Below are 25,596 nucleotides of genomic sequence, written 5' to 3'. Positions count from 1 at the left end.
GCCTTCTCCAATTGACAAGTTTCCCGTTCTTTAAATTAGAGGAAATGCCCATTAAAATCCAATCTTTTTCAATGGAATTATCGGCCGAAATTCAGAAAACATTTAGCAAGCGACATCGTGCCTACAACAGACAATCAGCGCCTGTTAATGAAGCGCATTGTTGTTTAGCTGGTCTGTCTTGAATTTTTGAATGAATGACTCCATTTGCCGGTCAACGGGAATTTTTAACGTAATCGGTATTTTTCGCAAAGCAATACGCCTGAAATGGTGATTCCTAAAATGTAAGGTAAAAACCGTTACATATTCCCCATCTGCGCCGGCGCTGATCACTAGGGGATGTGAATCCAGACGATCCTGCAGCGCTTGGCTGTGGGCCAGAAGAATCAGGTCGATTTGCGGGTATTTTTGGGCAAAGGACGCTAAACCTGACGCTTCTCCATGAAAGACGGCCATCTGAAAATCGGAGGACTGCAGCGCTGCCTGATAGACACGCCGGAATTTTTCCTGGTTAAACGTGAGCCCGGGCTGCGCTTTCAGATAGTTAAAGCTGCTTATGTTCAGAAAACTGAGGATGGCCATTCTGGTCTGCTTTGCTGAAAGGTAATGCACGTCTCTGGCCGTCAAAGGTTTAAAGTCAAAATTCGAAGCAAGCAAGGGGAAAGTGGCCTGTTCCAGCGCTCTGATCACGGTTTCATTGCCCGCCTGCATTTCCTGATCTGCAGGTACCAGGATTGCCGGTTTTAGCTGTTTGTAGATTGTGATAATCAATGTATTCAATTCGTCAAAAACATAAGAATTTAAGAAATCACCGCCATCGAGCACCACAACGTCAGGATTCTTTTCCCGGATTTTTTTAACCAAATAAGCAATCCGGTCAAGACCGCCCAGAGGATTGGCGCCACACCGACAATTTTCGTAATTGGCATTTATGTTGGCCAGGTAAATAAATTGTAAAGAATCGCTCTGCGCCAACAGAACCCATGGCAGGATCAATAAAAGAACGATAAAAAAAAGGATTTTCAAATGTAATTTTACAGGGTGTCTCATAGGCAATTAAAAGTTCCCTGTCTTCTGTTAAAACCAGGGAACTTTACTCTAAACGAATGGCTTTCACTTCCCGGATCATTCATCGCTGGCCAGGCATCGCAAATCGGTCTCAGTGTTTTCCTTGCAAGATTTCCAGGGCCTGTTCCAGTTCTTCGGTTATAGTAAAAACGCTGCTCAATCTGGTCATTTGAAACAACTGTTGAATGCGTGGCGGTACATGGATCATGACCAGCCGGCCATCATTATTTTGCAAAGTGTTTACGGCGCTGATAAATATGCCAAGGCCGGAACTATTCATCAATTCCAGGCCGCCCATATCAATGACCAGTTTTCGTTTTCCGGCCTCAATCAATTCATGGATGCGATCATTAACCTGTCCGGCTTCCGGGCCGCCCATGATTTTGCCACTCAATTGCAGGATTACGATGCCATCCGCTTCTTGGGTATTAATTTGCATCCATCATCCTTTTCAATTTGATTATGCTTTTTGCCATTTCCAATCTACCAGGATTGGACTGGCCACAAAAATGGAAGAGTACGTACCGACCACGATACCTACAATCAGTGCAAAGGCAAAGGTACGCAACACTTCTCCGCCAAAAAAGTACAACACAACTACTACCATTAACGTTGTGCCAGAGGTAATCACTGTTCTGCTTAATGTTTCGTTAATACTACGATTAACTACTGTTGGCAATTCTTTGCTGCCTCGTTTTAACGTTCTCAAATTTTCACGGATACGGTCATACACCACGATGGTATCGTTCAACGAATAACCAACAATCGTCAATAAAGCCGCAATGATGGGCGCCGAAATTTCGATATTGAAAACCGAAAAGATACCCAGCGTAATCGTAACATCGTGGGCTAAGGCGGCAATGGCGCCAACTGAATATTTGAATTCGAAACGCCACATTACATAAAGGAGGATTAAAATCATAGACCACAAAATGGCCTTAATGGCGTCCAACACCAGTTCATGCCCGATTTTGGGCCCTACTTTTTCCACCCGTTCAACGATGTAAGGATTATCAGGGATCTTCTCCTTGATTAATCGTTCAATAACAGTAGAGGCCTCTTCCCCTGATTCATTGATTCCGACGCGGATAACAACTTCGTTGGGCGCCCCAAAATGCTTGATTTCCGCGTCGCCAAACCCCTGCTGGGCAATAGCCGAACGCACCCGCTGAATTTCGATGGGCTTTTCAAATTTGAGTTGCACCAGCGTGCCGCCTGTAAAATCGATATTGTAACGCGGCCCGCCGTGTAATATTATAGAGATAATCGATATGGCAATAAGACTTAAACTTAAGGTATAAGCCAATTTTCTTATTTTAATAAATTGAATGTTTGTTTTACCAAAAAATCGCATGGTTCTTCTTTCTCCTGTTAATCCAGTTCAACCACATTAAATACTCAAACGTTTAACCGACCGCGTTTCCAGAACGTAATCATAGATAACGCGTGTGACAACAATAGCCGTAAATAAACTGGAAACAATACCAATCATCAACGTTAAGGCAAAGCCTTGAATAGGGCCTGAGCCATAGGTGTACAACACCAGGCCGGCAATAAATGTGGTTACATTAGCATCAAGGATGGTGATAAAGGCTTTTCCGTAACCAACATCAATGGAAGCTCGGACGGTTTTGCCTTTTTCCAATTCTTCACGAACTCTTTCAAAAATCAGAACATTGGCATCCACGGCCATACCGATGGTCAAAATAATACCGGCAATACCCGGCAGGGTTAAGGTCGCATGGAAGTAAGCCATGACGGCCATAATAAAGACAATGTTCAGCACCAGGGCCAGGTCGGCCACAATACCGGACAGTTTGTAGTAAATGATCATAAAAATCATTACCACAATCAGCCCCATAATGGCCGAAAAAGTACCGGCTTTAATGGAATCCTGTCCCAGAGAAGGCCCGACCGTGCGCTCTTCCATAAATTTGACCGGAGCTGGGAGCGCGCCAGCCTTGAGCACAATACTCAAATCCTGGGCTTCTTCAATTTTGTCCAGCCCGGTAATAACCGCACGCCCGTTGGTGATTTTCACTCTGATTTCAGGCGCCAGATACACTTTGTGATCCAGAACGATGGCCAACCGTTTGCCCACATTAGCCCCGGTCACACGGGCAAAGGTACGGGCGCCAGCGTCATTCAGGGTGAGCGAAACCTCGTACTGGCTGAAAGAAGAGGGATCGTGGCTGCGCTGGGGATTGGCATCGGTAATGGTTTCTCCGGTTAGCTCCACATTTTTTCGCACTAGGTACAGGGGCATGTACTGCCCATTGTAAACCGGTTTGGAACCCCAGAGAAATTCTGCGCCTGTGGCCTCTTCGGCAATAATTCGTTGCACTTCGGGCAGCTCTAAAATTTTCTGGAATTTGTTTTGCTTGTCCACCGGCACCAGAAAAGTCTGTTTATCGCGTGGATTCAAAAAGAACAAGCCTTCTTCAAACAGGTAAGCGTTGCTATCTTTTTTGGCGGCCACCTGCTGTTCTGCAGTTGAATCACCGGAAAACATCTTGTCCAGCGAAATGGCTTCTTCTTCTGATTTGGATGTGTCCTGACTTTCTGCCTGTGTACTGTCGTAGGGATTAATTTTCGACTGAATAAAGGCGTTAATCTTTTCGGCCACTTTAGAACTGACAACATTGTCTTCCAGCAACTTGAATTCTAACTGCGCGGTACGACCAATAAGTTTACGCACACGCACTGGATCCGTAACGCCGGCCAGCTCAACAATAATGCGTCGATCGCCTACTTTTTGAATGGTTGGTTCGCTTACACCAAACTCATCCACACGGTTACGCAAAATTTCCAAAGCCCGATCCACGGACTCATCGATCTGCTTACGCAGATATTTCAACACATCGTCCCGCGTACGATGGTCAGGGCTGTAGTAATACCGGGTAATATTGCTGCCCTTCTTCTGTAACAGTTCATCAAAAACTGCCAGAAAATCTTCGTCGCTCTTTGCAACGCGTTTTTCTGTTTCTATTAAAGAACTATTAAAAACGTCATCCACATTTTTGGCCAGACGTTTTAACAACTCTTTAACATCCACTTCTAAAACAACATGCATGCCGCCTTGTAAATCAAGGCCCAGGTTGATGGCTTTGGATTTTAGCTCAAAAAACTTTTTCTGATTCTCTACTTTTAGCTTCTCTTTTTCGGCTTCACTCATCATACCAAATTTGATGGTGGGATACAGAAAATAAGCGGCAAGCAGTAGAACAGCGGCAATGATAAAAAATCGGTTTCGTGTCTTGCTCTTCATTAAGCGTATTTACCTCCTGCTTAATTGAATCCTTGTTTTTTTAAAATTTAAAAGAAAATAAATTTAGGTTTTCATAACAATAAAGTCAATTAAAATTGGTTCCTTGTAGCTGTTCTGTTACTTTGAATGCTGATTGGGATTATTGTAAAAAAGTCTTCTACGATAAAGTGGAACGGAATATTCATTATCCAGAGCAGCATTGCTGTTTCAATGAGCTAATTCCAGTTCCGAATTTCGAAATTTTTTGTGAAACTGAGAGATGGTCAGAAGATGAGTGCCGGTACCGACTGTCATTTCGATCCCGATTTATCGGGAGAGAAATCCCTTCCACTGGAACACACGCAAGCGCAACGTAACTCGAGCTTCAGCTTGAGACTTTTTTCAGGGCAAAGAAAGATTTCTCCGCTCTGTCCCAACACAGTCGGGGCATCGGTCGAAATGACACGTGGTGTACTTCAGGCCTGCGTCTATTGATACTGCTTGTAATGAAGGGAATATTGAGTCAATAAGGGAAAGACAGGCACAGCCAGACGTCCGGGAAAGTGTTGTTTGAGGACGGCCATATCGCTCCTGAGCAATTGCAGGGTGTCCAGCATGGTTTTGTTCAGTTTGATTGACACCTGCGCGCTCTTTTTCTTTAAAAAAGCATAGATAGGTTGCGGATCGTACAAACTTTTGCCCCTCAAAATATCGGCCAGGCCTTTTTTAAACAGCAAATAATCCCGCCACATGGCAACCTGTTGTTGAACATATTTTGAATTTTGTAAATGACGTTTCTGGGCTTCGCTAAAAATCACCTGGTCATCTAAAACGTTTTTCAAGGCCAGTAAAAAGCTTTTACGAAACATCCCTTTGCTATCGAAAAGCAAAGGATAGGATGAAAACGAAAGACGTTTAAACAATTGCTTTCCGCTCCAGCTGCGTCCATCAGCAAAAGTGACCAGAGGCTGAGTTAACGAAGCGTCATCCAGTTCTTGCATTAAATCCGGCAGGTCAGATGTAAATCCTTCCTTTCTTGTAAAATTTGGCGTACTAAAGACGCTTTTTTCAACAAGCTGCGCCAGATGTTTTACTTTTTGTTTAGAAAGTTGATAGGGCCCCCGCGGAAAATGTTGCGCCAGATAGCGCTGCATGGCCTCCTGCATCTTACGCCGTTTTAAGCGCTTACGCAAACTGTTTTTGTGCGCGTTAAAATCCTGTTCAGAAGTAAAAATATCTCTTTGTTCGCCAATGACCTTCAAAATAAAATAATACAGGCCTTCCTTCAGAGGAGCGCTTACCTGGCCCACTTTCATCTTAAACACCTGATCCTCGATGTGGGGCAAAGTTCCGGAAAAGGTAATGGTGTCTGTTAAAATGGATTGGGCATCAAAACCCTTCAGGCGGGCCAGCTCTTCAAAACTCATCTTTTTTTGCAGCAATTCACTGGCCTTTTGCGCTTCTGCACGATCAGCAAAAATCAAATATTGGACGATCTTTTTAGTTTTAGAACGCAGGTAAGCCTGGCGTAATTCAGCCTCTGTAATGTGCACCTGCGGTTCAATAACCTCGTTCCAGAAGGCTTCAATCATAGCTTCCCGCTTGTATGCGCCCAGCAGGTCGGCAATCTGGGGTGATTTGTCCCTGGCCTGCAGGGAGATGAGTTTTTCGGCAATTAACGATTTCAGTACGAACCATTTTGCGGAATCCGGATTCTGAATGCCGGCCAGGAAGGGATTAAACTGATAGAACTGTTTAAATTCATCCAGGGTAATGTCAACGCCATCCACCAGGGCTAAAACCGCTCGTTTTGGTTTTTGCTGGCAACCCACCAGCAGCAACAAAATCAAACCTAAAATAATTTGCTTATTCAACGCTGTGGCTCCGTTTTTGTTAAAATAACAAAGCCGATCCGCAACCTTCACAGACCGGCTAATGGCAATAATTTACAGAGACTTAAAACATTTTGATTGTCAATCTTTTAACTTTGTTCCTGAGACTTACATTCAGAACCGCAGCCCCAGGCTAAAACGTTGTACGTTGTTCAGCACACCAAAGTCCTCGTAGGCATAATCAATCTTCAGGATTACAGTTGAATAGAGACGGTAATTCAAACCGGCGCCCAGAGTCAGGCCCTCCTCGCTATCTTTTTGAAAAAGCGACTTGTAACCCGCTCTGAGGAAGATTAGGTTTCGTAAGGCGATTTCGGTACCCACATTAAGCGCTTCGTAATTGTCATTGGGATGAATCGCATCCACACTTAGGGTTAAACGGCTTGTTTGGCCAAAATTAAAATCTTTGGCTAATCCTAACTGAAACTTCAACGGAATGGAGTAATACAACATTTCATATTGGGCATTGACAAATTCCACGTTGCCTTCTTCCCTTGGATCCGGGTCCTGTGCGAACTTGATATCCCGCCCATCAAGGCGCATTTTGGGCCCAAAATTGGACATACTGGCCCCCAGGCGAATACCGTAGAAAGGCGTGGTAAACAGAGTTCCAATATCAATGGCCACAGTCGAGGCCGTCATGTGCCACAATCTCTGATGAATGTACTTTACCGAGCCGCCGATTGAGAAGCGATCGGTTAAATTTCGGGCAAAGCTCATGCCAATCAGCAAATCATTAGTATTGAATTTTTCGCCCGTGCCATCCGGCATATCCACAGTTCGCACATCCATATCACCGGAAGAAAAGGAAGAGACCATCATGGCCAGAGTACCGACATTGTAGATTTTAATGCCGACGGCCATGTAGTCATAATTCGTTCCAGCAATCCAATTGGTGTGCGTAAACAGGGCTTCGTTGGCCGTCAGCCGGGCCAGTCCTGCCGGGTTCCAGTGTAACAGGCTGATATCGTCATTAATAGCCGTAAAAGCGCCGCCCATGCCCAGAGCCCGGGCGCTGGGACCGATCTTTAAAAACTGGGCCACCGTTGTTCCCACCTTTGACATGGTTGATGAACTATTCAGCTGTGCTGACGCCACAGAAACGGATAGCCCGCTAATCATTATCCAGTACAAAATTTTTCGAATGAACATCTAATGCCTCCGCATTATTTAATGATGACAAATTTTCCAACTTTTTCTCCGATGCCCGGAGCCGACACATGGTAAAAATACAAACCATAAGAGACTTCAATATTGTCTTTGGTGAGTAAATCCCAGAACTCTTTCCCGTCATCAATTGTACTGTCATGTTCCATGGTACGAACCAGTTCGCCGGCCGTGGTAAAAATCTTGATTGTACACTTCTTAGGCAATTTATCGAAATAGAGTCTCCGGTAGCCGCGTGCGGCCCGATCAACAAAATTTTTGGGCTCAATGATGTTGGTAGCTACATAGGGATTGGGAACCACACGAATACGGTCCAGCTCACTTTTAGCTTTTGTGGGATCCATGTGCGCGGCTCGCGTTACAAAGGAAAAACGATCGGTGGTTTTAAAAGGTTTAAAAACAGAGATGTAAAACTCATCTCCCTCGCCAGGCGGAATGTATTCTTCATTTTGGGGTTCAACAAATTTAACAGACCACGATTTATCAAATCCTTCATCGCCCACCAGAATAAAGATGGTTTCACCCGGATTCCACATGGTGTCGCGTTGTGTGGATTCCAGAATGATGTAACGGGCCGGTTTATTTAAATCGACGTTGGTGATGGTAAAATTGGTGCGAATTCCCGGTAGATTGCCCAGGGGTAAACTGGTGTCTACAATCGTATCGTAAAACTTAATCAGATAATCTGCGGCTTCTTTGGCAGCATTGTTGGGCGCTAATTCATATTCCAGGTTGGTTTGACTGGAAGCGCTCCAGCCCGTGTTTTCCGAGCGTAATTTAAATGGCGTTTCTACCACGCTCAACTGCAAGCCATCAAAAAAGGGATTGGTCAATTCGCCCTTAAACGCTTTGCTGTGGTAAACGGGATAATTGGTGTACAATATCTTGTAATTCATATTATCCTGCATCCTGGCTCCGGGATGCTCTGCCGGATCGAGCACCAAAATGCGCCCGTTGACGGCGTCCAGCAGGTAATCCAGGCTATCCGAAAAGGTCTGGGAACCGTCCACGGACATCACCTGCACGTTTTCCGGATTAAGATGCTTATGGCGTAGAGAGACATACTGACCATAAAAGGAGGTAAACAGTTCCTCTTTGGGCTTGAGGTCTTCTACACTATAGGTTTTTTCACCGGTAGAATCGGAAAAGGAAATCAGAAACTTATTATTATCTTCCACAGCCGATTCATCTACAATTTTAATGCTAAACTTGCCGGTTGCCACGGTTCCAGGTTCCGGAACAACACCGGCGCCCTGATCGTAATTGACAATTTCCGGCGGTACATACCCCGCAGCCCGGCTGCGTGGCACCACTTTGGCCGTATTTACATCAAACTTGTACGTATTAGTGGTAGGATCAAAAGTGATGATCTTGGAACATTCGGTTGGCGGAATGCGCAACGAATCATTCCCGTGATCGTAAGAAACCAGGGCATAAAAATAGGTCTGCCCGTTAATTACATTGTTGCTATCTACAAATGAATGCACCAGGCCCGTATTGTTGCCCAGGTAATAGGAAACGCCGCGGCCCCGGTAAGGGGTTTTGCTCGGTCCCTGGTACTCATTAACCAGATCAAAACGGGCATCAACACCGGTTTGTGTTTTGAGAGGCTGGAACAAAAATTTATTGCCATTAATATCGGTAATGGTTTGCTGATCAGCAAAATCGGGGCTGGTGCTGCGATAGATTACATAGCCCTCAAAATCGACTTCTTCGGAAATAGGATCGTACGAGGACTCAGCCACCTCATCCCAGTACAAAGTCACTTTACGATCTCCTGGTACAACGACCAGATGGGGTTTGGCCGGTGGTTTGGAAAATTGATAACCGGTATTGTAGATTTGCTGCACGGTCTGGGCGTTCAACACTAAATCATTGAAATCTTCACCCATGAGCAGGGCGATGGAAAAGCGTTTGGTCTCCAGGCCGCGCATTTTAAATCGGCCCGATGAATAGAGGAAGATGCGGTCACCCTGAACCAGAGTGGTATCGAAGTGATTGGGCACCATGTACTGAGAATACAACTTCTCATCATCCCGCGGATAGAGGCTACCGAAGGCTGGATTTTCAAATCCGGTTAAGCCCAACATATCGGATTCATCAATATCGGTAAATTCGAAATTCGGTTCTCCCGGATGTTTAATATCAAACAAAATACCTGCTGTAGGCTGGCCATCGCCTTCGCCCTCATCGCCTGTATTGGGCACACCATCAATTCCCACATCGTCTTTTTCCGGGTCCCAGTCGCCGTCGTTGTCAATGCCGTCGGTCCAGCTCTCATCCACCATTCCGTCGCCATCGTTATCAATGCCGTCGCCAGGGTAATAGACCCCATCCAGAATTTCATTACCAATGCCCGGACTTTCCAGGAACTTGTACCCCAGATAACCGGGTACGCGTCCGGGGATCATGCTCTTACCATCCGTATCATAAGCAAAGACCATATCGTAGGCCTTGTCAAAATAGGCCCAGTCATCATTGTAATCGCTCCAGCCGCCAATATGCGGATCGCCCCACATACCGAATACCACGCCGTTCAAATCCTTGTCGCTCTTATTGGAAATTTTGTAGATTAAAAAGATGGCGTCTTCAGCCAGAGGATTCGACCATTGATAAATTCGCACTTCAACCTGGATTCCCAGACCGCGTCGGGAGGTATCGTTGACAAAAGGGTAATAGGAAAATTCGGCATTATCGCGGTCGTCCATCACATAAAAGGCCTCTTTGTCGGCATTGGTAGCGCCCTGACCTAAGGCTCCGGGCCACACGTAATCGCGCAGGTCGGCGTTGTACCAGTCGTCTGGCCAGGAATCCGGTTTCCCGTCCTGGTCTTGATCCGGGGCGTCATTGGTTGGAATGTAATCGCTGGCCGGATTTAAATAGTACATTGAGCCGTCATCACTGGTCACCAGAGGTTGAAATCCCCAGCGTATGGTACGATCCGGATTCAGTTCAGGTCCGGTCGAGGTCAGACCGTCGCTGATTACGTGCGCGTAGAATTTTTTCTCACCGTTTTCAAAGCGTATGATGGTATCGGGATGTTTGTCATCCAGTACCGGAACTTCAGCGCCGACCAGCGGGCCAAACTCGTAAGCGTAGCCCAGCCCATTCCAGACAATATCTGTAATGTGGTTGCCCGCATTGGAAATAGAACCATAATTGTAAATTTGGGCCGTGATCTTGTTGCCATTCATAATGGCCGTCTGACGTTTGGTACCGCCCATGGTTTTAGCCAGAATATGATTAATCCATTGATTGTAAGCATTAAATTCCTGTTCGGACCAGTCCTTTTTAGGGCCGTCTTTAAATTTTTGATCATCTAACGAATCGGCCATACACCAGACCTGGCTGAATACCAGGACCATTAATGCGACTATTAATCCTTTTCTCATGCTCTATCATCTCCACTGTTAAAATTCAACTGTTACACCCAGGCGGACTTCCCGGGGCGCCGTGTAGTAATCCGGACGCGTAATGTACTCTTCCCATTTATGTACGCCGGGTTCCCCGTAATGCTTAATCAGAGTATCGGTTTCCTGTTGATTGCGATTGGCAAAGGTGTATGTGGCCCGCCCGGTGTCATCATAAACATATCGCTCGTTTAAGGTATCAAACAAATTGTAAATTTTTGTAAAAATGGTAAAATGGTAATCGCCCACATCAAAACGATAAGAAGATTGCAGATCCACATAACGTTGCAATGGTTTCCGATCGCTGTTGGGTTTGATATCATAGTTAAAATCTTTATTGTAGATAAAGGGTGAATAGGGATAGCCGGATGAGATTTTACCGATTAAGCTGGTCACAAAGCGATCCGAAGGAGCTACCGTAACCACAGCGTACAGGTTATGCGGCTGATCCCAATCCAGCGGTACAATCTCTTTAATGGTCGCCTGACCACTTAAGGAGTTGTAGAAAAAAGCATCGGTGTTGTTGTCATTGCCTTCCGCTACCTGATAGGTGTAATCCAGCGAAAAGCCAACCGGATTTTGTTTGGTTATCTTTTTCTTTAAAGAGAGGGTAATTCCCTTAACGTTTCCATAGTCCTGATTGACATAGACGCGGTAGTCACGCAAGTCGCCTTCTTTAGACTGGAACTTAATCCGCTGACGTGTCAGCAAATCGCGAATATCACGATAAAATCCCGTAACGTCAATCGCCATATCCGATGTTAACTGCTGCTGCAGGCCAATCTCATACATCACGGTTTTTTGCGGTCTCAGGTTGGCGTTGCCAAAGGTAGGAACTCCGCTTTTGGGCAATTCAAAATCGGGATTGATGTACAAAGCGCTAAACGAAGGCATTTGCGAAAAATGGCCATAAGAAAAATGAATAATGCCCTGAGCCGTGATCGGAAAGGAAACGCCCAGACGTGGCGAGACCATGTGCTTGGGCGTAGCCCTGGCCAATTCACCATCCGGATGCAGCAGGTCTTTAGCATATTTAGACTTGGCATTGAAATAGTCGTAGCGCACACCTGCGTTGATGATCATGCTTTGATATTCGATTTTGTCCTGAATGTAAGCCGAAAATTCCTCAGGCCAGCGATCATAATAGTCGTGCGTGGGTGAATCCAGCCCCAGAACCGTGGGCTGATTGTAATTGATACGATCATACAAAATGGTAAATGTTTCGTTCTGCAAGCGATGTAAGCGGGCTTCAAATCCGGTTTTCAGCTGATGTCTGGCATTGATTTGACTGGTTAGGTCGAATTTGCTGATGTAACTTTTTGATCTTTGATGCACATGGTCCATACGCGTGCCGCCAAAGACAAAGGTGGTACCGCCTGGCGAACCTTGAATTTTGTCGGTGGGCACGTATCGGGCGTCAAAAGGATTTTTGTAAACGTATTTCTCATATTTCCGCTGATTAAAGGCCAGACGCAGTTCATAAAAAGTGCTTGGCGACAGCGTGTGTACCATTTTAATAGAATGGTGAAAACTTCGGGTATTGTACTGATAATTTCCATCGGGATTGTATTTGTAGGAATGCGTGTAATTTTTCCACCAGCTTCGATTGTAAATTGATTCCAACCTCAGGATGACCGATGGCGTTAAACTGATTTTTAATTTGCCCAGAAGATTGTAAGACCAACTTGGATTCATCGGTACAATTTTACCATCGCCGCCCCGTTCAATGTACCATTCATCAATGAATAATTCGCGCCTCTCAAAAACCTTTTCTTCCGTTTCAACAAAATATTCCTCCACGCGGCCCTGGAAATTGGCCGAATCGGATGGGGCATGTTCCCTTTTACCATAAAGATAGCCCTGACTATTGGCATATTTGCCGGAGAAGAAAAAAGTAATTTTGTTATTGGTCTTAGGGATGGGCCCAGATAAAGTTCCTTCCAGAGTTTTGTTACTCAATGGTTGAACCTGATCGATATTCAGGAAAATATCACTGTGCTTACTCACATAATCACCGCTGTAAGCAGTAACACTCCCCTGAAATTTGTTGCCACCATCTTTTGTAGTTAAGTTGACCACACCACTCATGGCGTTCCCATACTCGGCATTGAAAGCGCCGCTAACAACGGTCAGCTCCTGGATGGCATTGTTGGCCACGGTTGTGGCCAGTCCGTTGGTCGAATAGGGATTGGCCACCGAAACGCCGTCGACCAGGTAGGCAATTTCATTGGAACGCCCCCCGCGAATATGCAATGCACCATCGGCCCCTCTGGTAACGCCGGCCTGAGTCGCCAATACCTGCGTAAATGTTTCCGCCGGGATGCTTTTAATCTCCTGCGCTGTGGTTACTTTTTTGGAAGCCGTCAAATCCTTTTGCACCAGCGCTCTTTCAGCCACAACCTCAATGGTCTCATCAAGGTTCAGGGTTTGTTCCTTAATATTAAAATTGAGCAGAGTGGTTTGATCCGACTGTACATGGACATTTTTAACCACCGTTTTTTGATAACCGATCACGATGCATTCCACATCGTAATCGCCTGGTGGGATATTAATGATGTAGTACTCCCCGTTGATATCGCTGGAAGCGCCATAAGTGGTGCCGCTTATAATGATATTGGCTCCCGGTATGGGCTCCCCTGTACTGGCATCGGTTACTGTACCTGCAATTTTTCCGGTATTGCCAGCCAATAAACTACCTGCGAGAAATAAAAAGAAGAAGAGACTTCTCCACATGATCTTCATAACAACACTCCAAACTGATTGCTTGTTACGTAATTTTCTTCAATATAAAAAAAATAAAGATAGTTCACAAACTGAATTAATTACCTATTTTTTTCTCTGACATCTATTGATTTATTCATATTTTTTTTTATCTTTATGGATCATTAAACCTTAATGACAGAGTTTAACCAACCTGAGGAGGTGTTCTTATGAACAAACATTTACTATTCACCGTTTTTGTTTTATTGCTCTCTGCGGCCATGTTATTTGCTCAAACCGATGGGGATAATCAAACCATGGGCAGAGCTTACAGTAATCCTACCATCAATAACATTACCGGTTTTGGCCGCGGTATTTATGCGGGTTCTGATCTTGACAAAGATGGCAAACCTGAAATCATTATGACCCAGTACGCCAATGGCGGAGCCATTGAAATTTTTGAAGTAGTTGGCGACAACATGATGGAAGAAATCTGGCGTTCACCCGATTTGGGTTCGCCTTACGGTAGCCCTGTTCGTACGGTTGCCGTCGGCGACCTCGATGGCGATGGGTATGATGAATTGTACACCTATGTCAGCACAGGCTGGAATACTGTTGACAGCACCGGCGGTATTGTTGTTTTCCAGAACAATGGCAATGACAACGAATTCGAAATGGTCGCCAAATTAGACTGGAGCACCAACCCGGCTTTGATTGACACCGGTTCCTGGCGTTGCGAAGACATTGCCGTAGCTGATTTTGATGATGACGGCCAGTTAGAATTAGCATTCACGCGCTGGATTGGCGGCGCTTATGATCCGCGCACGGTTAATATTCTTTCCGTGGATGGTAATTTCGCCAGCGGTTTTTATTCCTGGAACCAGGAATACAAACAAACCCGCTACCAGCTGAATACCGGCGGAAGTGTTACCGGCGTGTATTATGGGAATCTGGACAACGATGACCACAGCGAATTGTGGGTTAGCGTTTACGACAACCTGAGTTTGCGCTGCATCGAATCGACCGGGCCTAACAGCTATGTTGATTCTGCGCATGTGGTTCAGTTAGACAAACTGGATCCCGATCATGATTCTTACATCATCAAAGGCTATGTGCATGGCGATATTGACGGCGACGGCACCAATGAGATCATCGTCGAATCGACCTTTACCGGCAAACTCTTCTTATTAAAAGCCGTTGGCGACGTGCAGGACAGCGTTTCAGTATCCCTGCTGCCCCTGCAGCCCGGCGCATTTACCACGTTAGCCCTTGGCGATCAGGATCATGGCAGCGGTGCTGATGGTATGGACCTGTACTCCGGCGGCACCGGCAATGGCATCTGGGACTATGAATACGTTGGTGGGGCGTTAACCGATTCCGCCAGCTGGATGGTTTACAACTTTGGCCGTGATACCGCCGCGGTTGACACGGTAATGGAAATGGTCGTAGATACCACGGTTACTCCCTGGGACACCACTTACGTACCGACTCCCTCTCCTGTCATTTCACCGAGCTGGATGGTTTTTGTGCCTAAAGTTGACCTGGATGGCGATGGCAACAAGGAATTAGTGGCCAGCTATCTGGTAGCCGGCAGTACAACCCCCATGGACAGCACAGAAAACGGTACCCCCATCCCTGATGAAAACAAACGCTGGCTGCAAGTTTTTGAATTTGGTGCCAAAACGGCCACCGGTATTGAGAACAATTGGAAAGTGATTACCGCTGAAGATTTTGTCCTGAAACAGAATTTTCCTAATCCGTTCAACCCAACAACGACCATTGAATTTTATTTGCCCATTAAAAAGCAGATCAGTCTGACCATCTACAATGCCCTGGGCCAAAAGGTTAAAACTCTGATCAACAATCAGGTGATTTCCGCTGGCAATCATGCTCTGCAGTGGGATGGAACCAATGACGCCGGCGCCAAAGTGGCTTCTGGCATGTACATCTACGAATTGAAATATGGAAACTTTAAACAAAGTAAACGCATGATGCTTATGAAATAGTTCTTTCGCTCAGCTTTCTGTAAAGGCCATCCTCTCAAAGGATGGCCTTTTTTAATTTAAAAAGTAAGCTCTCAATTTATAGGGCTATGCCAAGTTAGTGGAGTGAATCTTATGTTTAATTACGAATTATTTTGTGCATCGGCAAGTAATACACTAGAGGTAAGGAGACCGCCTCGAGTGTCATCCCCATTCCTATTCATCAGTTTGAAGCATTCTTTTTGATTTCGTCGTTCTCCTTCTTGTAAGGGAAACACCGCTACCTGAAGGACAGGATTTAACGCTACCTCCCATCGGTTCCAAGCCGGGAACGTTTCTGTCTTTTTCAAGAATAATAAAACAGGTTAGCCAGGAAATTGTGTTGCTGATTAGAATGCTTCCTTCAAAAGATCTAGTCCCGCTCAGCGGGATGAGCAAATTTTTATGCTGCCTAATTACAGGCCTTTTTCAAATGTATGAGTAACTGAACACTTAAAAATCAAATTTTACAACGCAGTGATTAACACTCCCCCTTCCTTTTTTTAAAGGGAAGGGGGGAGGGTGGATGGGTTTTAAAACAAAAGCTCGCCATAAATGCTTCGCCCTCACAAAGTCGCGGATTGAAGCACGAGTTACATTGCTCTTTCGAATGGTCTGCCAATGTAAGGGATTCTTCTCCCGCTGAAGCGGGAGAAGAATGACATGCCGGCACGGTTCCTCACCGCCTGGGCATAAGTTGCCCCTTCGCTAATTAATTCGTAATTCGTAATTTTTAATTAAAACTAATTCTTTGCCTGTCCGGTGGCCAGACGGGCCTGTCAGGCTGGTGCTGCCAGACGGGCCTGTCCGGTGCCAGACGGGCCTGTCCGGCAGCATGACGGGCGCCCTTTGTGGTTTTTTATAGGTTGTGGCCATGCCGCCTTAGGAAGGCACAACCTTTCACTCAATCAATCTTCTTTTCACTGGTTAACTTTACAATGGTAACCCCGGTGTCGCCTTCGCCGAAGTTGCCCAGACGAAATGAATTTTTCCAGGGCGATTTTTGCAGGTATTGATGCACAGCCTGGCGCAGGGCGCCCGTTCCCTTTCCATGCACAATGCGCACTTCGTCCCAGCTACTTAAACAGGCTTTGTCTAAAAAAGACTCCAGTTCCGAAAGCGCCTCGTCTACGGTTAGTCCGCGTAAATCGACCTCATTGGAGATGTTGCTAACCGAGCTTACGGAAATCGTCTGTTCCTTCTTCTCTGTCGATGTCTTGCCTCCTTTAAGCTCAATATCTTGCACAGGCACTGTAATTTTAATTCCGTTGCGCTCTATTTCCACCGCCTTTTTGGACTTAAAGATTTTAGAGATGACCCCGTCAAAATTGAATTGAATCGACTTCACTTTCTGCCCCACCTGCACATTCTCCATCCGCACTAAGGAATTGACCGGGGCCTGGGTCTCGCTCTGCAATTCACTCCGCAGTTGATCGATGGCTTGCCGCGCCTTTTTGATCACCTGTCGGTCACCCTGCGATTCTTTAATATCTTTGATGGCTTTTTCTATTTTTTTGTTCACATCAGCTAATAGTTGCTGGGCCTGCTTTTTGGCTTCTTTTTCGAATTTCTTCATCTGTTTCTTCAGGGTTTCCGAGCGAATGCGGTACAATTCGAGCAAACTGTCCAGTTCCGATTGTTTAATACTGACCTCACGGGCCTTTTGTAAATACTCCTGTGATTTTTGGGATAAATCACTTAACAGGCGGTCCAGTTCGAAGGTCTCTTTACCGGTAATTTCGGCGGCCCGACGGATGATCGCCTCATCCAGACCGAGACGCTGGCAAATTTCGAATGTATAGCTGCTGCCTGGTATGCCAATTGCCATGGTAAACAAGGGGGTCAGCTTTTCCATGTCGAACAACATGGCCGCGTTTTCAACGCCGGCCGTCTCGGTAGCAAACGCTTTCAATTGATTTTGATGCGTGGTGGCCAGAGTGATGATGCCCTCCTGATTCAAACGTTCCAGAATGGCCATAGCCAGCGCAGCGCCAACCCCAGGCTCGGTGCCACTCCCGATCTCATCAATCAACACCAGACTATTCTGTTCAACATGTTCTAAAATGAATTTAATGGCATTGATATGCGAACTGAACGTGCTCAAATCGTTTTCAATGGACTGATCGTCACCGATCACGGTAAACAGCTGCGCAGACAGTGGCAGGGTTGAACCTTCGGCTACCGGCACATGAAAACCGCACTGGAAAAGTAATTGGATTAAACCAACGGTTTTTAAGGCAACGGTTTTTCCCCCGGCGTTTGGTCCGGAAATAATCAAGATATTAAAGTCCTGTCCTGCACGAATATCCAGAGGCACCACATTCTCAGGATGTAATTTTTTTAAAATGGGATGGTAGGCCGATTTTAGTTCAATAAAGAACTGGTCATTGATTTTTGGGGCGCTGCAGCGGAATTCGTTGGCATATTTGGACTTAGCCTGCAAAACATCGAGCTCAATCAAAATATTGTAATTGATCAATAATTCGTTTTGAAATTCTTTGGTCAGGCGGCTGAGTTGTTTCAGTATTTTGATCTCTTCTTTTTTTTCGGCAGCATGCAGTTTTTGCAATTGGTTGTTCAAATCCACAATAGGCATGGGTTCAACAAAATAGGTCTGTCCGCTACCCGATTGCCCATGGACGATGCCCGGCACCTTATTCACAGAGAATTCGCGCACGGGTAACACAAACCGCCCGTCACGCAGCGTCACGTATTCTTCCTGCAAAAACTCGGCATATTTTTTTAACAAGCGTTCAAGCCGAATATGAATTTCGGAATCAATCTGTTGAATTTCTTTGCGAATGGATTTCAATTCCGGGCTGGCATTATCAAAGATTCTTCCGGAAGGATCGATGGTAAACTGGATTTGCTGCAGCAGGCGTTCCGCTGGCTGTAGAGATTTCAAAATGTTCTGCAAGGCGGGATATTTTTCTTCCATCTTCTGGCGAAACTGAATAACCTCTCTGCTCAATTCCAGGAAATTCTGGAGTTCCAAAAACTCCTTTACTTCCAGAAAACTCTCCACTGGTTCAATTTTGTTCAGCAAAACACGGACATCCACAAAATTCCAGATGGGAAAACCGCCTTCTACTTGCAGAACATCACGCATGTCCTGTACTTCTGCCAGAGCCTGCTGCAGTTCAATGGCAGAGGAAAAAGGGCGAATGGCCTTTAAGCGCACCTGGCCATTTGTGGTGACGCAGCGCTCGGCAATCCAGTCCAGAACAAGATCAAATTCGAGATTTTCGCGCGCTTTTTGAAATCCAAACATGCTGGTTAAAATTTCTTTAATAGGTTCAACGCAGAGGTATCGGGCATGGAAAATTTTAACAATCTCTGCATCTGCCGGGGATCATTTAAGCCGGGGATGAGGGAAGACAATATCTGAAAAACGTAAGTTGAAAAATAGAGGACAAAGGGCCAGAGGATGCTCTGCCCTGCCCCAATTTTTTGCAAGAATCGGGGAGAATAAGGGATCAATCTTAAAATGAAGACAATGATACTCAAAAAGAACAGGCTTTTTACCAGGCCGAACAAGGCCCCGCCGAGGCGGTTTAACGGTTGTAAAAAGACCAGCTTTACCAGTTTTTCAAGAAACGAGCCAATGATGCGCAATACAATATTCACCACAACAAAGATTAAAAAGAAAGACAGAATTTGCGCCCCGGCCTGGGGAAAAGACTTGAAGTTAAGTTGAAACCATTTACCCAATGGCTCATAAAAGGACATGGCTAAAAAGTAGCCTAAAATCAAAGCCAGTAATATAATCAACTCTTTGATTAATCCACGAAATACACCGCGGATCGTAAAATAGGCAATAAATATAAAGAGGAAAATATCCAGACTATTCATTGTGATAATTGCATTAGACGTTCACGAACCAACTGCTGAACCTGCTTACCGTCCGCTCTCCCCTGAACTTTTTTCATCACCGAACCCATCACCTTGCCCATATCCTTGATAGAAACGGCCTGCACTTCAGCAATGGTTTGTTCGACAATTTTTAAGACCTCTTCTTCAGTTAACTGTTCCGGTAAATAGTTTTGAAGAATTTCCAGTTCTTTTTGTTCTTTGTCCACCAGATCCTGTCGATTCCCCTGGGTGTAAAGTTCAATGGCTTCCTTACGCCGTTTAACGGCCCGCTGAATGACGGCCAGCACATCCTTTTCCTGCAGCTCTTTGGGCCGCAGTTTGATGCGTTCATCTTTAATCTGAGCCATGAGACCGCGTAAGGTATCGACTTTAAAGCGGTCTCCGCTCTTCATGGCGCTTTTTAAATCTTGCTGTATTTGTTGTTCAAGATTCATGGCATGTTAACGATTCATTTCTGCCATTAATTTGCGCATCTTTCGACGGGCCTGACTCAGTTTGCGTTTCCGCTGTTCACTGGGTTTCTCGTAGTGTTGATGCTTTTTGATGTCAGCCATCAGGCCCGATTTTTCACAGGCTTTAGTAAACCTTTTAAACGCTTTCTCAAAAGGTTCTCCTTCTCTTACTTTAACTGTAATCATAAGCGTTAACGCGCTCCTTTCTTTTTTGTTTTGATTTTATCTTTAATAAGCATACTTGTCCGGATTTTTAATCATATCGATTTCATATTCCGCGGGCTGTTTCCACACACGATGTTTGGCAGCCTTTTCATAATACTGCAAGGCCTTTTGTTTTTGTCCACGATTTTTGTAAACCTCGCCAAGATAGAAATTGGCTCCGGCTTTAATCATGGCATTACGGGTCAGCTTAATAGCCTGTTTTAATGCCTTTTCCGCCTCAGCAAAACGTTTGGCTTCTACCAGGGCTTTGCCCATTCGGAAATAATAGGAACCTTTTAAACTGGTTTTTCTGGCTGTATTAATGGCACTTTGAAAAGCATCGATTGCTTCATTGTATTTTCCAAGTTCTGTAAGGGCCAGACCAAGTATATTGTAAGCCAGTGAATATTTTGGTTTGGCTTCTACGGCCTGTTTTAAATGTTCCACAGCTTTTGAATAATTTTTTTGTTCATAATATATCTTGCCCAGGCCATAATGGGCTTTAGCCGATTTATTGTTAAAGGCTAACACCGCCTGAAAAGTGGCAATGGCCTCATCATCTTTTCCCTCATCGGCCAGTAAATTACCAAGAGCAATGTAAGCCACTTCAAATTTCTTGTTTAACTCGACTGCTTTCCTGAAATGTTCTTTGGCTTTATCGTATTTTTTCAGCTTTTTGTAACAATAGCCCATCATATAGTGTGCCTCAGGAAAGCTATCATCATTGGCTACAGCCGTTTGAAATTTTTGAATGGCCTCTTCATATTTTTGTTTCTTGGCCAGGTCCAGCCCGGTATTGTAGGCCTGACCCGCTTCCGGCTTTCTGGCTTTCTTCTGGGCAAAGACACCAGTTCCTGCGATTAAAACAATCATAAAAACTCGAACAATTAGACTAAGCCTTCTCACCTGGAGCACCTCCTTTGTGAATTCATTTAAATCTCTAATATAACATTAATTTGCATTGCTATCAAGTTTCTTTCTTTGGCAGCTTGCCTTTCATCGCCTCCTGAACCAAAAATTTTTGCATTTTATTCTTAATATTGCGTTCAATATCGAACATAGCGTCAGGAACATCCAGATAACTGGTGGTTTGCAATTCAAATTTATTTACCAGATTCTCCAATTCTTGCAAAACAAACGTGATCCGACGCGTTTCCCTAATGCTGACATCAATTAATTTGGCAATGGTTTCAGGATTGGAGGGATTCTGCCTGGAAAGTTGGGCATAGCCAAAAATGGCCGTAGTAGAATTATTGATGTGATGGGCCAGGGTGGTCAATATTTGACGTAGAGTTTCGATTTGCGCTTTTTGGCGCTCGCGTAACAGTTCCTGCTTTCGGGTCTTCAAACGGTTTTCGTAATCAAGTAAAGCTCTTTTAATAACGCGCGGCAATAGTACCAGGGTTTGCGGCGACTTGACCAGGAAATCGTCTGCCCCGCGTTTTAAAATATCAACGGCCAGTTCCACATCGTTTTGTCCGGTCAATAAAACCACCGGCACATCCGATTGCTTGCGGATTTTTTTTAAAAGATCGCCCCCAGTGGCATCTGGCAAGTTGAAATCCAGAATAATGGCCAAAGCCTGCTTAATATCCGAAGCGCCAAGGTCGGCAGCCCTGTTCCGGATCACAACAGGCAACTTTAATTCCTCCCGGATTTGCTCTTCTTCTAAAAAAGCGTAATTTGGATCATCTTCCACAATAAGGATATGTTTATTTTCCACCTATTAAAACCCCAATAAATTTATATTTTTAAAATAACAAGCAGCAGATTTAGTTCCTCCAATCCCCAAAAAAGCAGGCTGATCCAGTGGATCCAACCCGCTATGGCAAATCTATTTTACCCGTTCCAGATATTTTCCATCTCTGGTGTCAATACGCACCACCTCCCCTTCTTCGATGAAGGGCGGCACCTGCACCTTTAATCCGGTTTCTAATACGGCCGGTTTGTAAGATGAGGTAACCGTTGCCGTTTTTAGCGTGGGCTCGGTTTCGACCACCTTCAAATCAACTGAAAGCGGCAATTCCACACCAATCGGTTTGTTCTGGTAAAAGTTGACATCCACTACCGTATTGGGCAATAAATAGTAGATGGCGTCGCCTAAAAAATCTTTATGGATAGGAATTTGCTCAAAGGTCTCCTGATCCATGAAAATCAAATTATCGCCTTCATCGTAAATGTATTCCATTTTCCGAGTTTCCAGCTCGGCTTTTTCCACGCTTTCATCCGGACGATACCGTTTCTCTGCATTTTGTCCGGTCTGAATGTGTTTCATTTTGGTCTGCACAACCGCCTGCCCCTTACCCGGGGTGATATGCGTGACTTCTGTTAAAACGTACAGATCGTTATTAAAAACAATAATATTTCCTTTGCGTAATTGAATTGCTTTAAGCTTCATTCCATCCTCCTGTCTTTAATTTGTATTCTTTAAATTTATTAACGTCCATTCTAAACTTAAAATCCTGGCTCTTTTTTTCAACCGCCTCTTTGTAAGGCCTGGATTCAAAGAGTTTTTTAAGATCGGAGAACAAAGGCACAATCTGCTCTCCGATGATCCATTCCATGGGTTGCCCGCTGTTTTCATCGATAACGGCCCCCCATTCAATGGCCCAGGAGATATCGTGAACCGAGTAGGCGCTAAGGTCGCGACACAGTGCTTTGAAGCGTGCCTGAATCACCGGATCGATGTAATAAAAAATTCGTGAATAGAGATAGGCGTTGTGAAAGTGATCCGGCGTATTCAACAACCCTGCTAAATTTAACCTCCAGGCTGTAATAATCAAAATTTCAACGGCTCTGGAAGCCATACCTAAACCGGGAAATTGCTGCCCCGGCAGCTTTGGCCGCTCCTTAGAGAAGGTCTGTTCAGGATTTTGCATGCACAACCATTCAATAGCCAGAGTCTCGAAAACTTTGCCATTCAGATGCGTGCGAAAAGGCATGGCAATTTCTACCATTTTTTTGCGTAGTACCACCTCAATCAACAGACGACTGGCAGATTTTTGGCCGTCGTAAATAACCAGCCGATGGATGTAAGGATCGGAGGTATCCATTTCAAAAATCAGTTTCCGGAATCCCTTTTCGGCCAATTCTTTGGTAATACTGTAGCGTTGCAATGCGGTCTCGATGCCTTTTCTGGAATAAAATCCAAGGAACAGTCCTTCTGAGCGTTTGCCAATATTCACTTCAAACAGGTCTTTTTCCGAAAAGAAACGATCGGAATCGTCCAGTTTTTGCAATTCCGCGATACTTAACCGTCGGGCAATGCGCCAATATCGTTTTGGTACTTTAAAACCCATGGTTTACCTTTTGCTTTTTAAACAATAAGCGATAAAATCATAATAGACTTCCCAGCTATCTTTACCATAGCCCCCTCCGGCTAAAACAACCAGGGGGATGTTGTTTTTGCGCACCAATCGATACACAAACAGGTTGCGCTCCAGGATCCCCTGTCTGGTAAGTTTCATGTCGCCAATGGCATCCTTTTCATAAACATCGGAGCCAGCAATGTAAAAGACCAACTGAGGTTTAAACGATTCCAGCACCGGGGGTAGTTCTTTTTTTAAGATGGTTAAATAGGTGTGATCGTCACAGGCATGAGGCAACAAAATATCAAGATTGTGCGGCCGATCGATTTCCACCCAGGCATCGCCATGCATGGAAAAGGTGAACACATCGGGATCATCTTTGAAATACAGTAAGGTGCCGTTGCCCTGGTGGTAATCCAGATCAATGACCATGTAGCGGGCGGCGCGCTTCAATTGCCGGAATTTTTCAATGGCAATGGCCACGTCATTAACCAGACAAAATCCTTCGGCTCGATCCGCATGGGCATGATGGTACCCACCTCCTAAGTTGAAAGCCGGAATATTATTTTTAAGCGTAAAAGCCGTGGCTAACAGCGTTCCCCCGGTCACGGCCCGATAGTATTCCAAGATGGAATCGTAGAACATATTGACGGCATCTAATTTCAATACCTCACTGACGTATTGGGGATTCTGCAATTTGCGCAGGTAATCTTCGGTGTGCACCAATCGCAATTCTTCATATTTGCACAGATAAGGGCGCAAGATGTTTTTACGATGTAAAAGACCTTGTTCGACCAATTTGTCTCTGATTTTCTTAAAGCGCATGATGTCAAACGTCTGATGGTCACCTACCGAGGGTAAACCATAGATGTAATCGGAAGAGTAAACGACGCGGGCGTATTCTTTTTTAAAGATTTTTTGGAATATCAAATTTCTCCAGCCCAGTTTTCATGAAACATGCGCACAATGGCATCCGGATGAGACGTTAATTTTAAAATTTTCAGAAGTTTTACATAGGCAGCCTCTACTGTCATCTGGCCAATGCTTTGCCCGCCGGCTTCCAGTATTTTACGCCCACTCTCATAGAGCGCCAGATTGACTTCGCCCTGGATCGATTGCGTTCCAATAAACACAGGGATTCCGCGTTCCACCGAATTTTTAATAAAAGCCAGCCAATCGGGTCTGGGAGAGGGCAAATTACCGGAACCAAAGCCCAACAGCAACATCACTTTTACATCCTGATCGAAAAGCGTGTAAAAATAGTCCGGCGACATGGAAGGCTGGATGGCCAGAACCAGCACACCGGGGTAAAATCCGGGCAAATGGAAGACTTCTCCTTCGCTGCGTAACAGCCGGTTGCGGTCAATATCGATGGTAACGCCTATTTCTCCGATTGGCGGGAAATTGGGAGAATCAAAGGCATCGTAACTTTTAATACTCACCTTTTTGGTGCGGTTACCGCGAAAAATTTTCTGATTAAAAACAATCAATACCTCGTGTAAGTCCATGGTCGATAATTCCACGGCATCAATCAGGTTTAAACGGGCATCGGAGCGGTACTGAGAAAGCGGCCGTTGTGAACCTGTTAAAATAATCGGCTTGTTCAGATTGCGTAAAGAAAAAGAGAGGGCCGAGGCCGTGTAAGTCATGGTATCGGTTCCATGGATGATTACAAATCCGTCGTATTCCGCCCAGCGTTCAAAAATCAGACGGCTCAACAGGTCCCACTCCTCGATCCCCACGTTTGAGCTGTCTTTATTGAACGGTGTTAGCACATCAATTTCGGCCAGGCGACTCACCTCAGGTACCAGGTTAAGAATATGATCTTGTACTTTAGCCGGCGCCAGTGTATGATCCGGTTCCATGGGCACCATGCCAAAAGTGCCACCGGTGTGCAAAAGTAAAATTTTTTTCATCTCTTTTCCAGATTTAAGTAACTATTTGAAAACATTAATTTAAATGGAAATGATGGAATAGATCAAATAAATGTTGTTTGGGGGGGTAATCGTTGAATGGTTTAGCGGGGTAAGGGGTTAGAGGTTTAGCAGTTTAGGAGTTTAGAATACTTCCCTCAAAAGATGTAATGCATTAGCGTGCGAAAATTTTTGTGTTAAATATCCTAACCCCCCGGCCCCCTTCCCTTCTTTTAATAAAGGGAAGGGGGAGCAAATTGTGCCGCTTTGCTGAGTTTTAGCCTTACATGTCAATAAATTTTATTTTTTTTCTAAATCTTTGTGCTCTCTGCGGTTGTTTTTGG

The 25,596-nt window shown here is 45.0% G+C and carries 19 protein-coding genes; 1 reads left to right on the top strand and 18 read right to left on the bottom strand.

Annotated features, from left to right (window positions below):
* Window positions 1-144: 144 nt before the first annotated feature.
* From ACWB0I_RS02530 to ACWB0I_RS02495, 8 genes are all read right to left on the bottom strand, one after another.
* Window positions 145-1,047 (bottom strand): metallophosphoesterase, encoded by a 903-nt coding sequence (locus ACWB0I_RS02530; protein WP_479386461.1) that lies wholly within the window; start codon window positions 1,045-1,047, stop codon window positions 145-147.
* A 109-nt stretch (window positions 1,048-1,156) separates the two neighbouring features.
* Window positions 1,157-1,504: an STAS domain-containing protein gene (locus ACWB0I_RS02525; RefSeq protein WP_479386460.1), complete on the bottom strand. Its 348-nt coding sequence runs from the start codon at window positions 1,502-1,504 to the stop codon at window positions 1,157-1,159.
* 21 nt (window positions 1,505-1,525) lie between these two features.
* Window positions 1,526-2,419, bottom strand: coding sequence for a protein translocase subunit SecF (secF, locus tag ACWB0I_RS02520; RefSeq protein WP_479386459.1), 894 nt, complete (start codon window positions 2,417-2,419; stop codon window positions 1,526-1,528).
* A 36-nt stretch (window positions 2,420-2,455) separates the two neighbouring features.
* Window positions 2,456-4,333 (bottom strand): protein translocase subunit SecD, encoded by a 1,878-nt coding sequence (gene secD / locus ACWB0I_RS02515; RefSeq protein ID WP_479386458.1) that lies wholly within the window; start codon window positions 4,331-4,333, stop codon window positions 2,456-2,458.
* Window positions 4,334-4,800: 467 nt separating this feature from the next.
* Window positions 4,801-6,186, bottom strand: a complete 1,386-nt coding sequence (locus ACWB0I_RS02510; protein ID WP_479386457.1) for a peptidyl-prolyl cis-trans isomerase — start codon at window positions 6,184-6,186, stop codon at window positions 4,801-4,803.
* 132 nt (window positions 6,187-6,318) lie between these two features.
* Entirely contained in the window at window positions 6,319-7,356 is a 1,038-nt protein-coding gene (locus ACWB0I_RS02505; protein ID WP_479386456.1) for a PorV/PorQ family protein, read from the bottom strand.
* Between the two features lie 14 nt (window positions 7,357-7,370).
* A complete protein-coding gene (locus ACWB0I_RS02500) occupies window positions 7,371-10,763 on the bottom strand; it encodes a hypothetical protein (RefSeq protein WP_479386455.1) in 3,393 nt (1,130 codons plus the stop codon).
* 18 nt (window positions 10,764-10,781) lie between these two features.
* Window positions 10,782-13,523, bottom strand: a complete 2,742-nt coding sequence (locus ACWB0I_RS02495) for a TonB-dependent receptor (protein WP_479386454.1) — start codon at window positions 13,521-13,523, stop codon at window positions 10,782-10,784.
* A 188-nt stretch (window positions 13,524-13,711) separates the two neighbouring features.
* On the opposite strand from ACWB0I_RS02495, the gene ACWB0I_RS02490 reads away from it, so the two are divergent.
* Window positions 13,712-15,487, top strand: a complete 1,776-nt coding sequence (locus ACWB0I_RS02490; protein WP_479386453.1) for an FG-GAP repeat domain-containing protein — start codon at window positions 13,712-13,714, stop codon at window positions 15,485-15,487.
* A gap of 919 nt (window positions 15,488-16,406) precedes the next feature.
* On the opposite strand, the gene ACWB0I_RS02485 is transcribed toward ACWB0I_RS02490, so the two are convergent.
* From ACWB0I_RS02485 to ACWB0I_RS02440, 10 genes are all read right to left on the bottom strand, one after another.
* Window positions 16,407-18,773 (bottom strand): endonuclease MutS2, encoded by a 2,367-nt coding sequence (locus ACWB0I_RS02485; RefSeq protein WP_479386452.1) that lies wholly within the window; start codon window positions 18,771-18,773, stop codon window positions 16,407-16,409.
* A 5-nt stretch (window positions 18,774-18,778) separates the two neighbouring features.
* Entirely contained in the window at window positions 18,779-19,354 is a 576-nt protein-coding gene (locus tag ACWB0I_RS02480; RefSeq protein WP_479386451.1) for a CvpA family protein, read from the bottom strand.
* Window positions 19,351-19,809, bottom strand: a complete 459-nt coding sequence (locus ACWB0I_RS02475) for a GatB/YqeY domain-containing protein (RefSeq protein ID WP_479386450.1) — start codon at window positions 19,807-19,809, stop codon at window positions 19,351-19,353. The genes ACWB0I_RS02480 and ACWB0I_RS02475 overlap by 4 nt, the downstream gene beginning before the upstream one ends.
* 6 nt (window positions 19,810-19,815) lie before the next feature.
* A complete protein-coding gene (rpsU, locus tag ACWB0I_RS02470; RefSeq protein ID WP_479386449.1) occupies window positions 19,816-20,013 on the bottom strand; it encodes a 30S ribosomal protein S21 in 198 nt (65 codons plus the stop codon).
* Between the two features lie 42 nt (window positions 20,014-20,055).
* Window positions 20,056-20,904, bottom strand: coding sequence for a tetratricopeptide repeat protein (locus ACWB0I_RS02465; protein ID WP_479386448.1), 849 nt, complete (start codon window positions 20,902-20,904; stop codon window positions 20,056-20,058).
* A 94-nt stretch (window positions 20,905-20,998) separates the two neighbouring features.
* Window positions 20,999-21,754: a response regulator gene (locus ACWB0I_RS02460; RefSeq protein WP_479386447.1), complete on the bottom strand. Its 756-nt coding sequence runs from the start codon at window positions 21,752-21,754 to the stop codon at window positions 20,999-21,001.
* Window positions 21,755-21,865: 111 nt separating this feature from the next.
* Entirely contained in the window at window positions 21,866-22,429 is a 564-nt protein-coding gene (gene efp / locus ACWB0I_RS02455; RefSeq protein ID WP_479386446.1) for an elongation factor P, read from the bottom strand.
* Entirely contained in the window at window positions 22,419-23,330 is a 912-nt protein-coding gene (locus tag ACWB0I_RS02450; protein WP_479386445.1) for a hypothetical protein, read from the bottom strand. The genes efp and ACWB0I_RS02450 overlap by 11 nt, the downstream gene beginning before the upstream one ends.
* Before the next feature lie 3 nt (window positions 23,331-23,333).
* Window positions 23,334-24,269: a histone deacetylase family protein gene (locus tag ACWB0I_RS02445; protein ID WP_479386444.1), complete on the bottom strand. Its 936-nt coding sequence runs from the start codon at window positions 24,267-24,269 to the stop codon at window positions 23,334-23,336.
* A complete protein-coding gene (locus ACWB0I_RS02440; protein ID WP_479386443.1) occupies window positions 24,266-25,255 on the bottom strand; it encodes an asparaginase in 990 nt (329 codons plus the stop codon). The genes ACWB0I_RS02445 and ACWB0I_RS02440 overlap by 4 nt, the downstream gene beginning before the upstream one ends.
* Window positions 25,256-25,596: the final 341 nt, after the last annotated feature.

Source organism: Caldithrix sp. (genome assembly GCF_056497305.1).
The sequence above is the reverse complement of the archived record's forward strand: the minus strand, read 5'-3'. Positions and strand labels throughout refer to the sequence as shown.

Coding starts and splice junctions, on each gene's coding strand:
- ACWB0I_RS02530 (WP_479386461.1), bottom strand. CDS start 1,047: ATGAGACACCCTGTAAAATTACATTTGAAAATCCTTTTTTTTATCGTT.
- ACWB0I_RS02525 (WP_479386460.1), bottom strand. CDS start 1,504: ATGCAAATTAATACCCAAGAAGCGGATGGCATCGTAATCCTGCAATTG.
- secF (WP_479386459.1), bottom strand. CDS start 2,419: ATGCGATTTTTTGGTAAAACAAACATTCAATTTATTAAAATAAGAAAA.
- secD (WP_479386458.1), bottom strand. CDS start 4,333: ATGAAGAGCAAGACACGAAACCGATTTTTTATCATTGCCGCTGTTCTA.
- ACWB0I_RS02505 (WP_479386456.1), bottom strand. CDS start 7,356: ATGTTCATTCGAAAAATTTTGTACTGGATAATGATTAGCGGGCTATCC.
- ACWB0I_RS02500 (WP_479386455.1), bottom strand. CDS start 10,763: ATGAGAAAAGGATTAATAGTCGCATTAATGGTCCTGGTATTCAGCCAG.
- ACWB0I_RS02495 (WP_479386454.1), bottom strand. CDS start 13,523: ATGAAGATCATGTGGAGAAGTCTCTTCTTCTTTTTATTTCTCGCAGGT.
- ACWB0I_RS02490 (WP_479386453.1), top strand. CDS start 13,712: ATGAACAAACATTTACTATTCACCGTTTTTGTTTTATTGCTCTCTGCG.
- ACWB0I_RS02485 (WP_479386452.1), bottom strand. CDS start 18,773: ATGTTTGGATTTCAAAAAGCGCGCGAAAATCTCGAATTTGATCTTGTT.
- ACWB0I_RS02480 (WP_479386451.1), bottom strand. CDS start 19,354: ATGAATAGTCTGGATATTTTCCTCTTTATATTTATTGCCTATTTTACG.
- ACWB0I_RS02475 (WP_479386450.1), bottom strand. CDS start 19,809: ATGAATCTTGAACAACAAATACAGCAAGATTTAAAAAGCGCCATGAAG.
- rpsU (WP_479386449.1), bottom strand. CDS start 20,013: ATGATTACAGTTAAAGTAAGAGAAGGAGAACCTTTTGAGAAAGCGTTT.
- ACWB0I_RS02465 (WP_479386448.1), bottom strand. CDS start 20,904: ATGATTGTTTTAATCGCAGGAACTGGTGTCTTTGCCCAGAAGAAAGCC.
- efp (WP_479386446.1), bottom strand. CDS start 22,429: ATGAAGCTTAAAGCAATTCAATTACGCAAAGGAAATATTATTGTTTTT.
- ACWB0I_RS02450 (WP_479386445.1), bottom strand. CDS start 23,330: ATGGGTTTTAAAGTACCAAAACGATATTGGCGCATTGCCCGACGGTTA.
- ACWB0I_RS02440 (WP_479386443.1), bottom strand. CDS start 25,255: ATGAAAAAAATTTTACTTTTGCACACCGGTGGCACTTTTGGCATGGTG.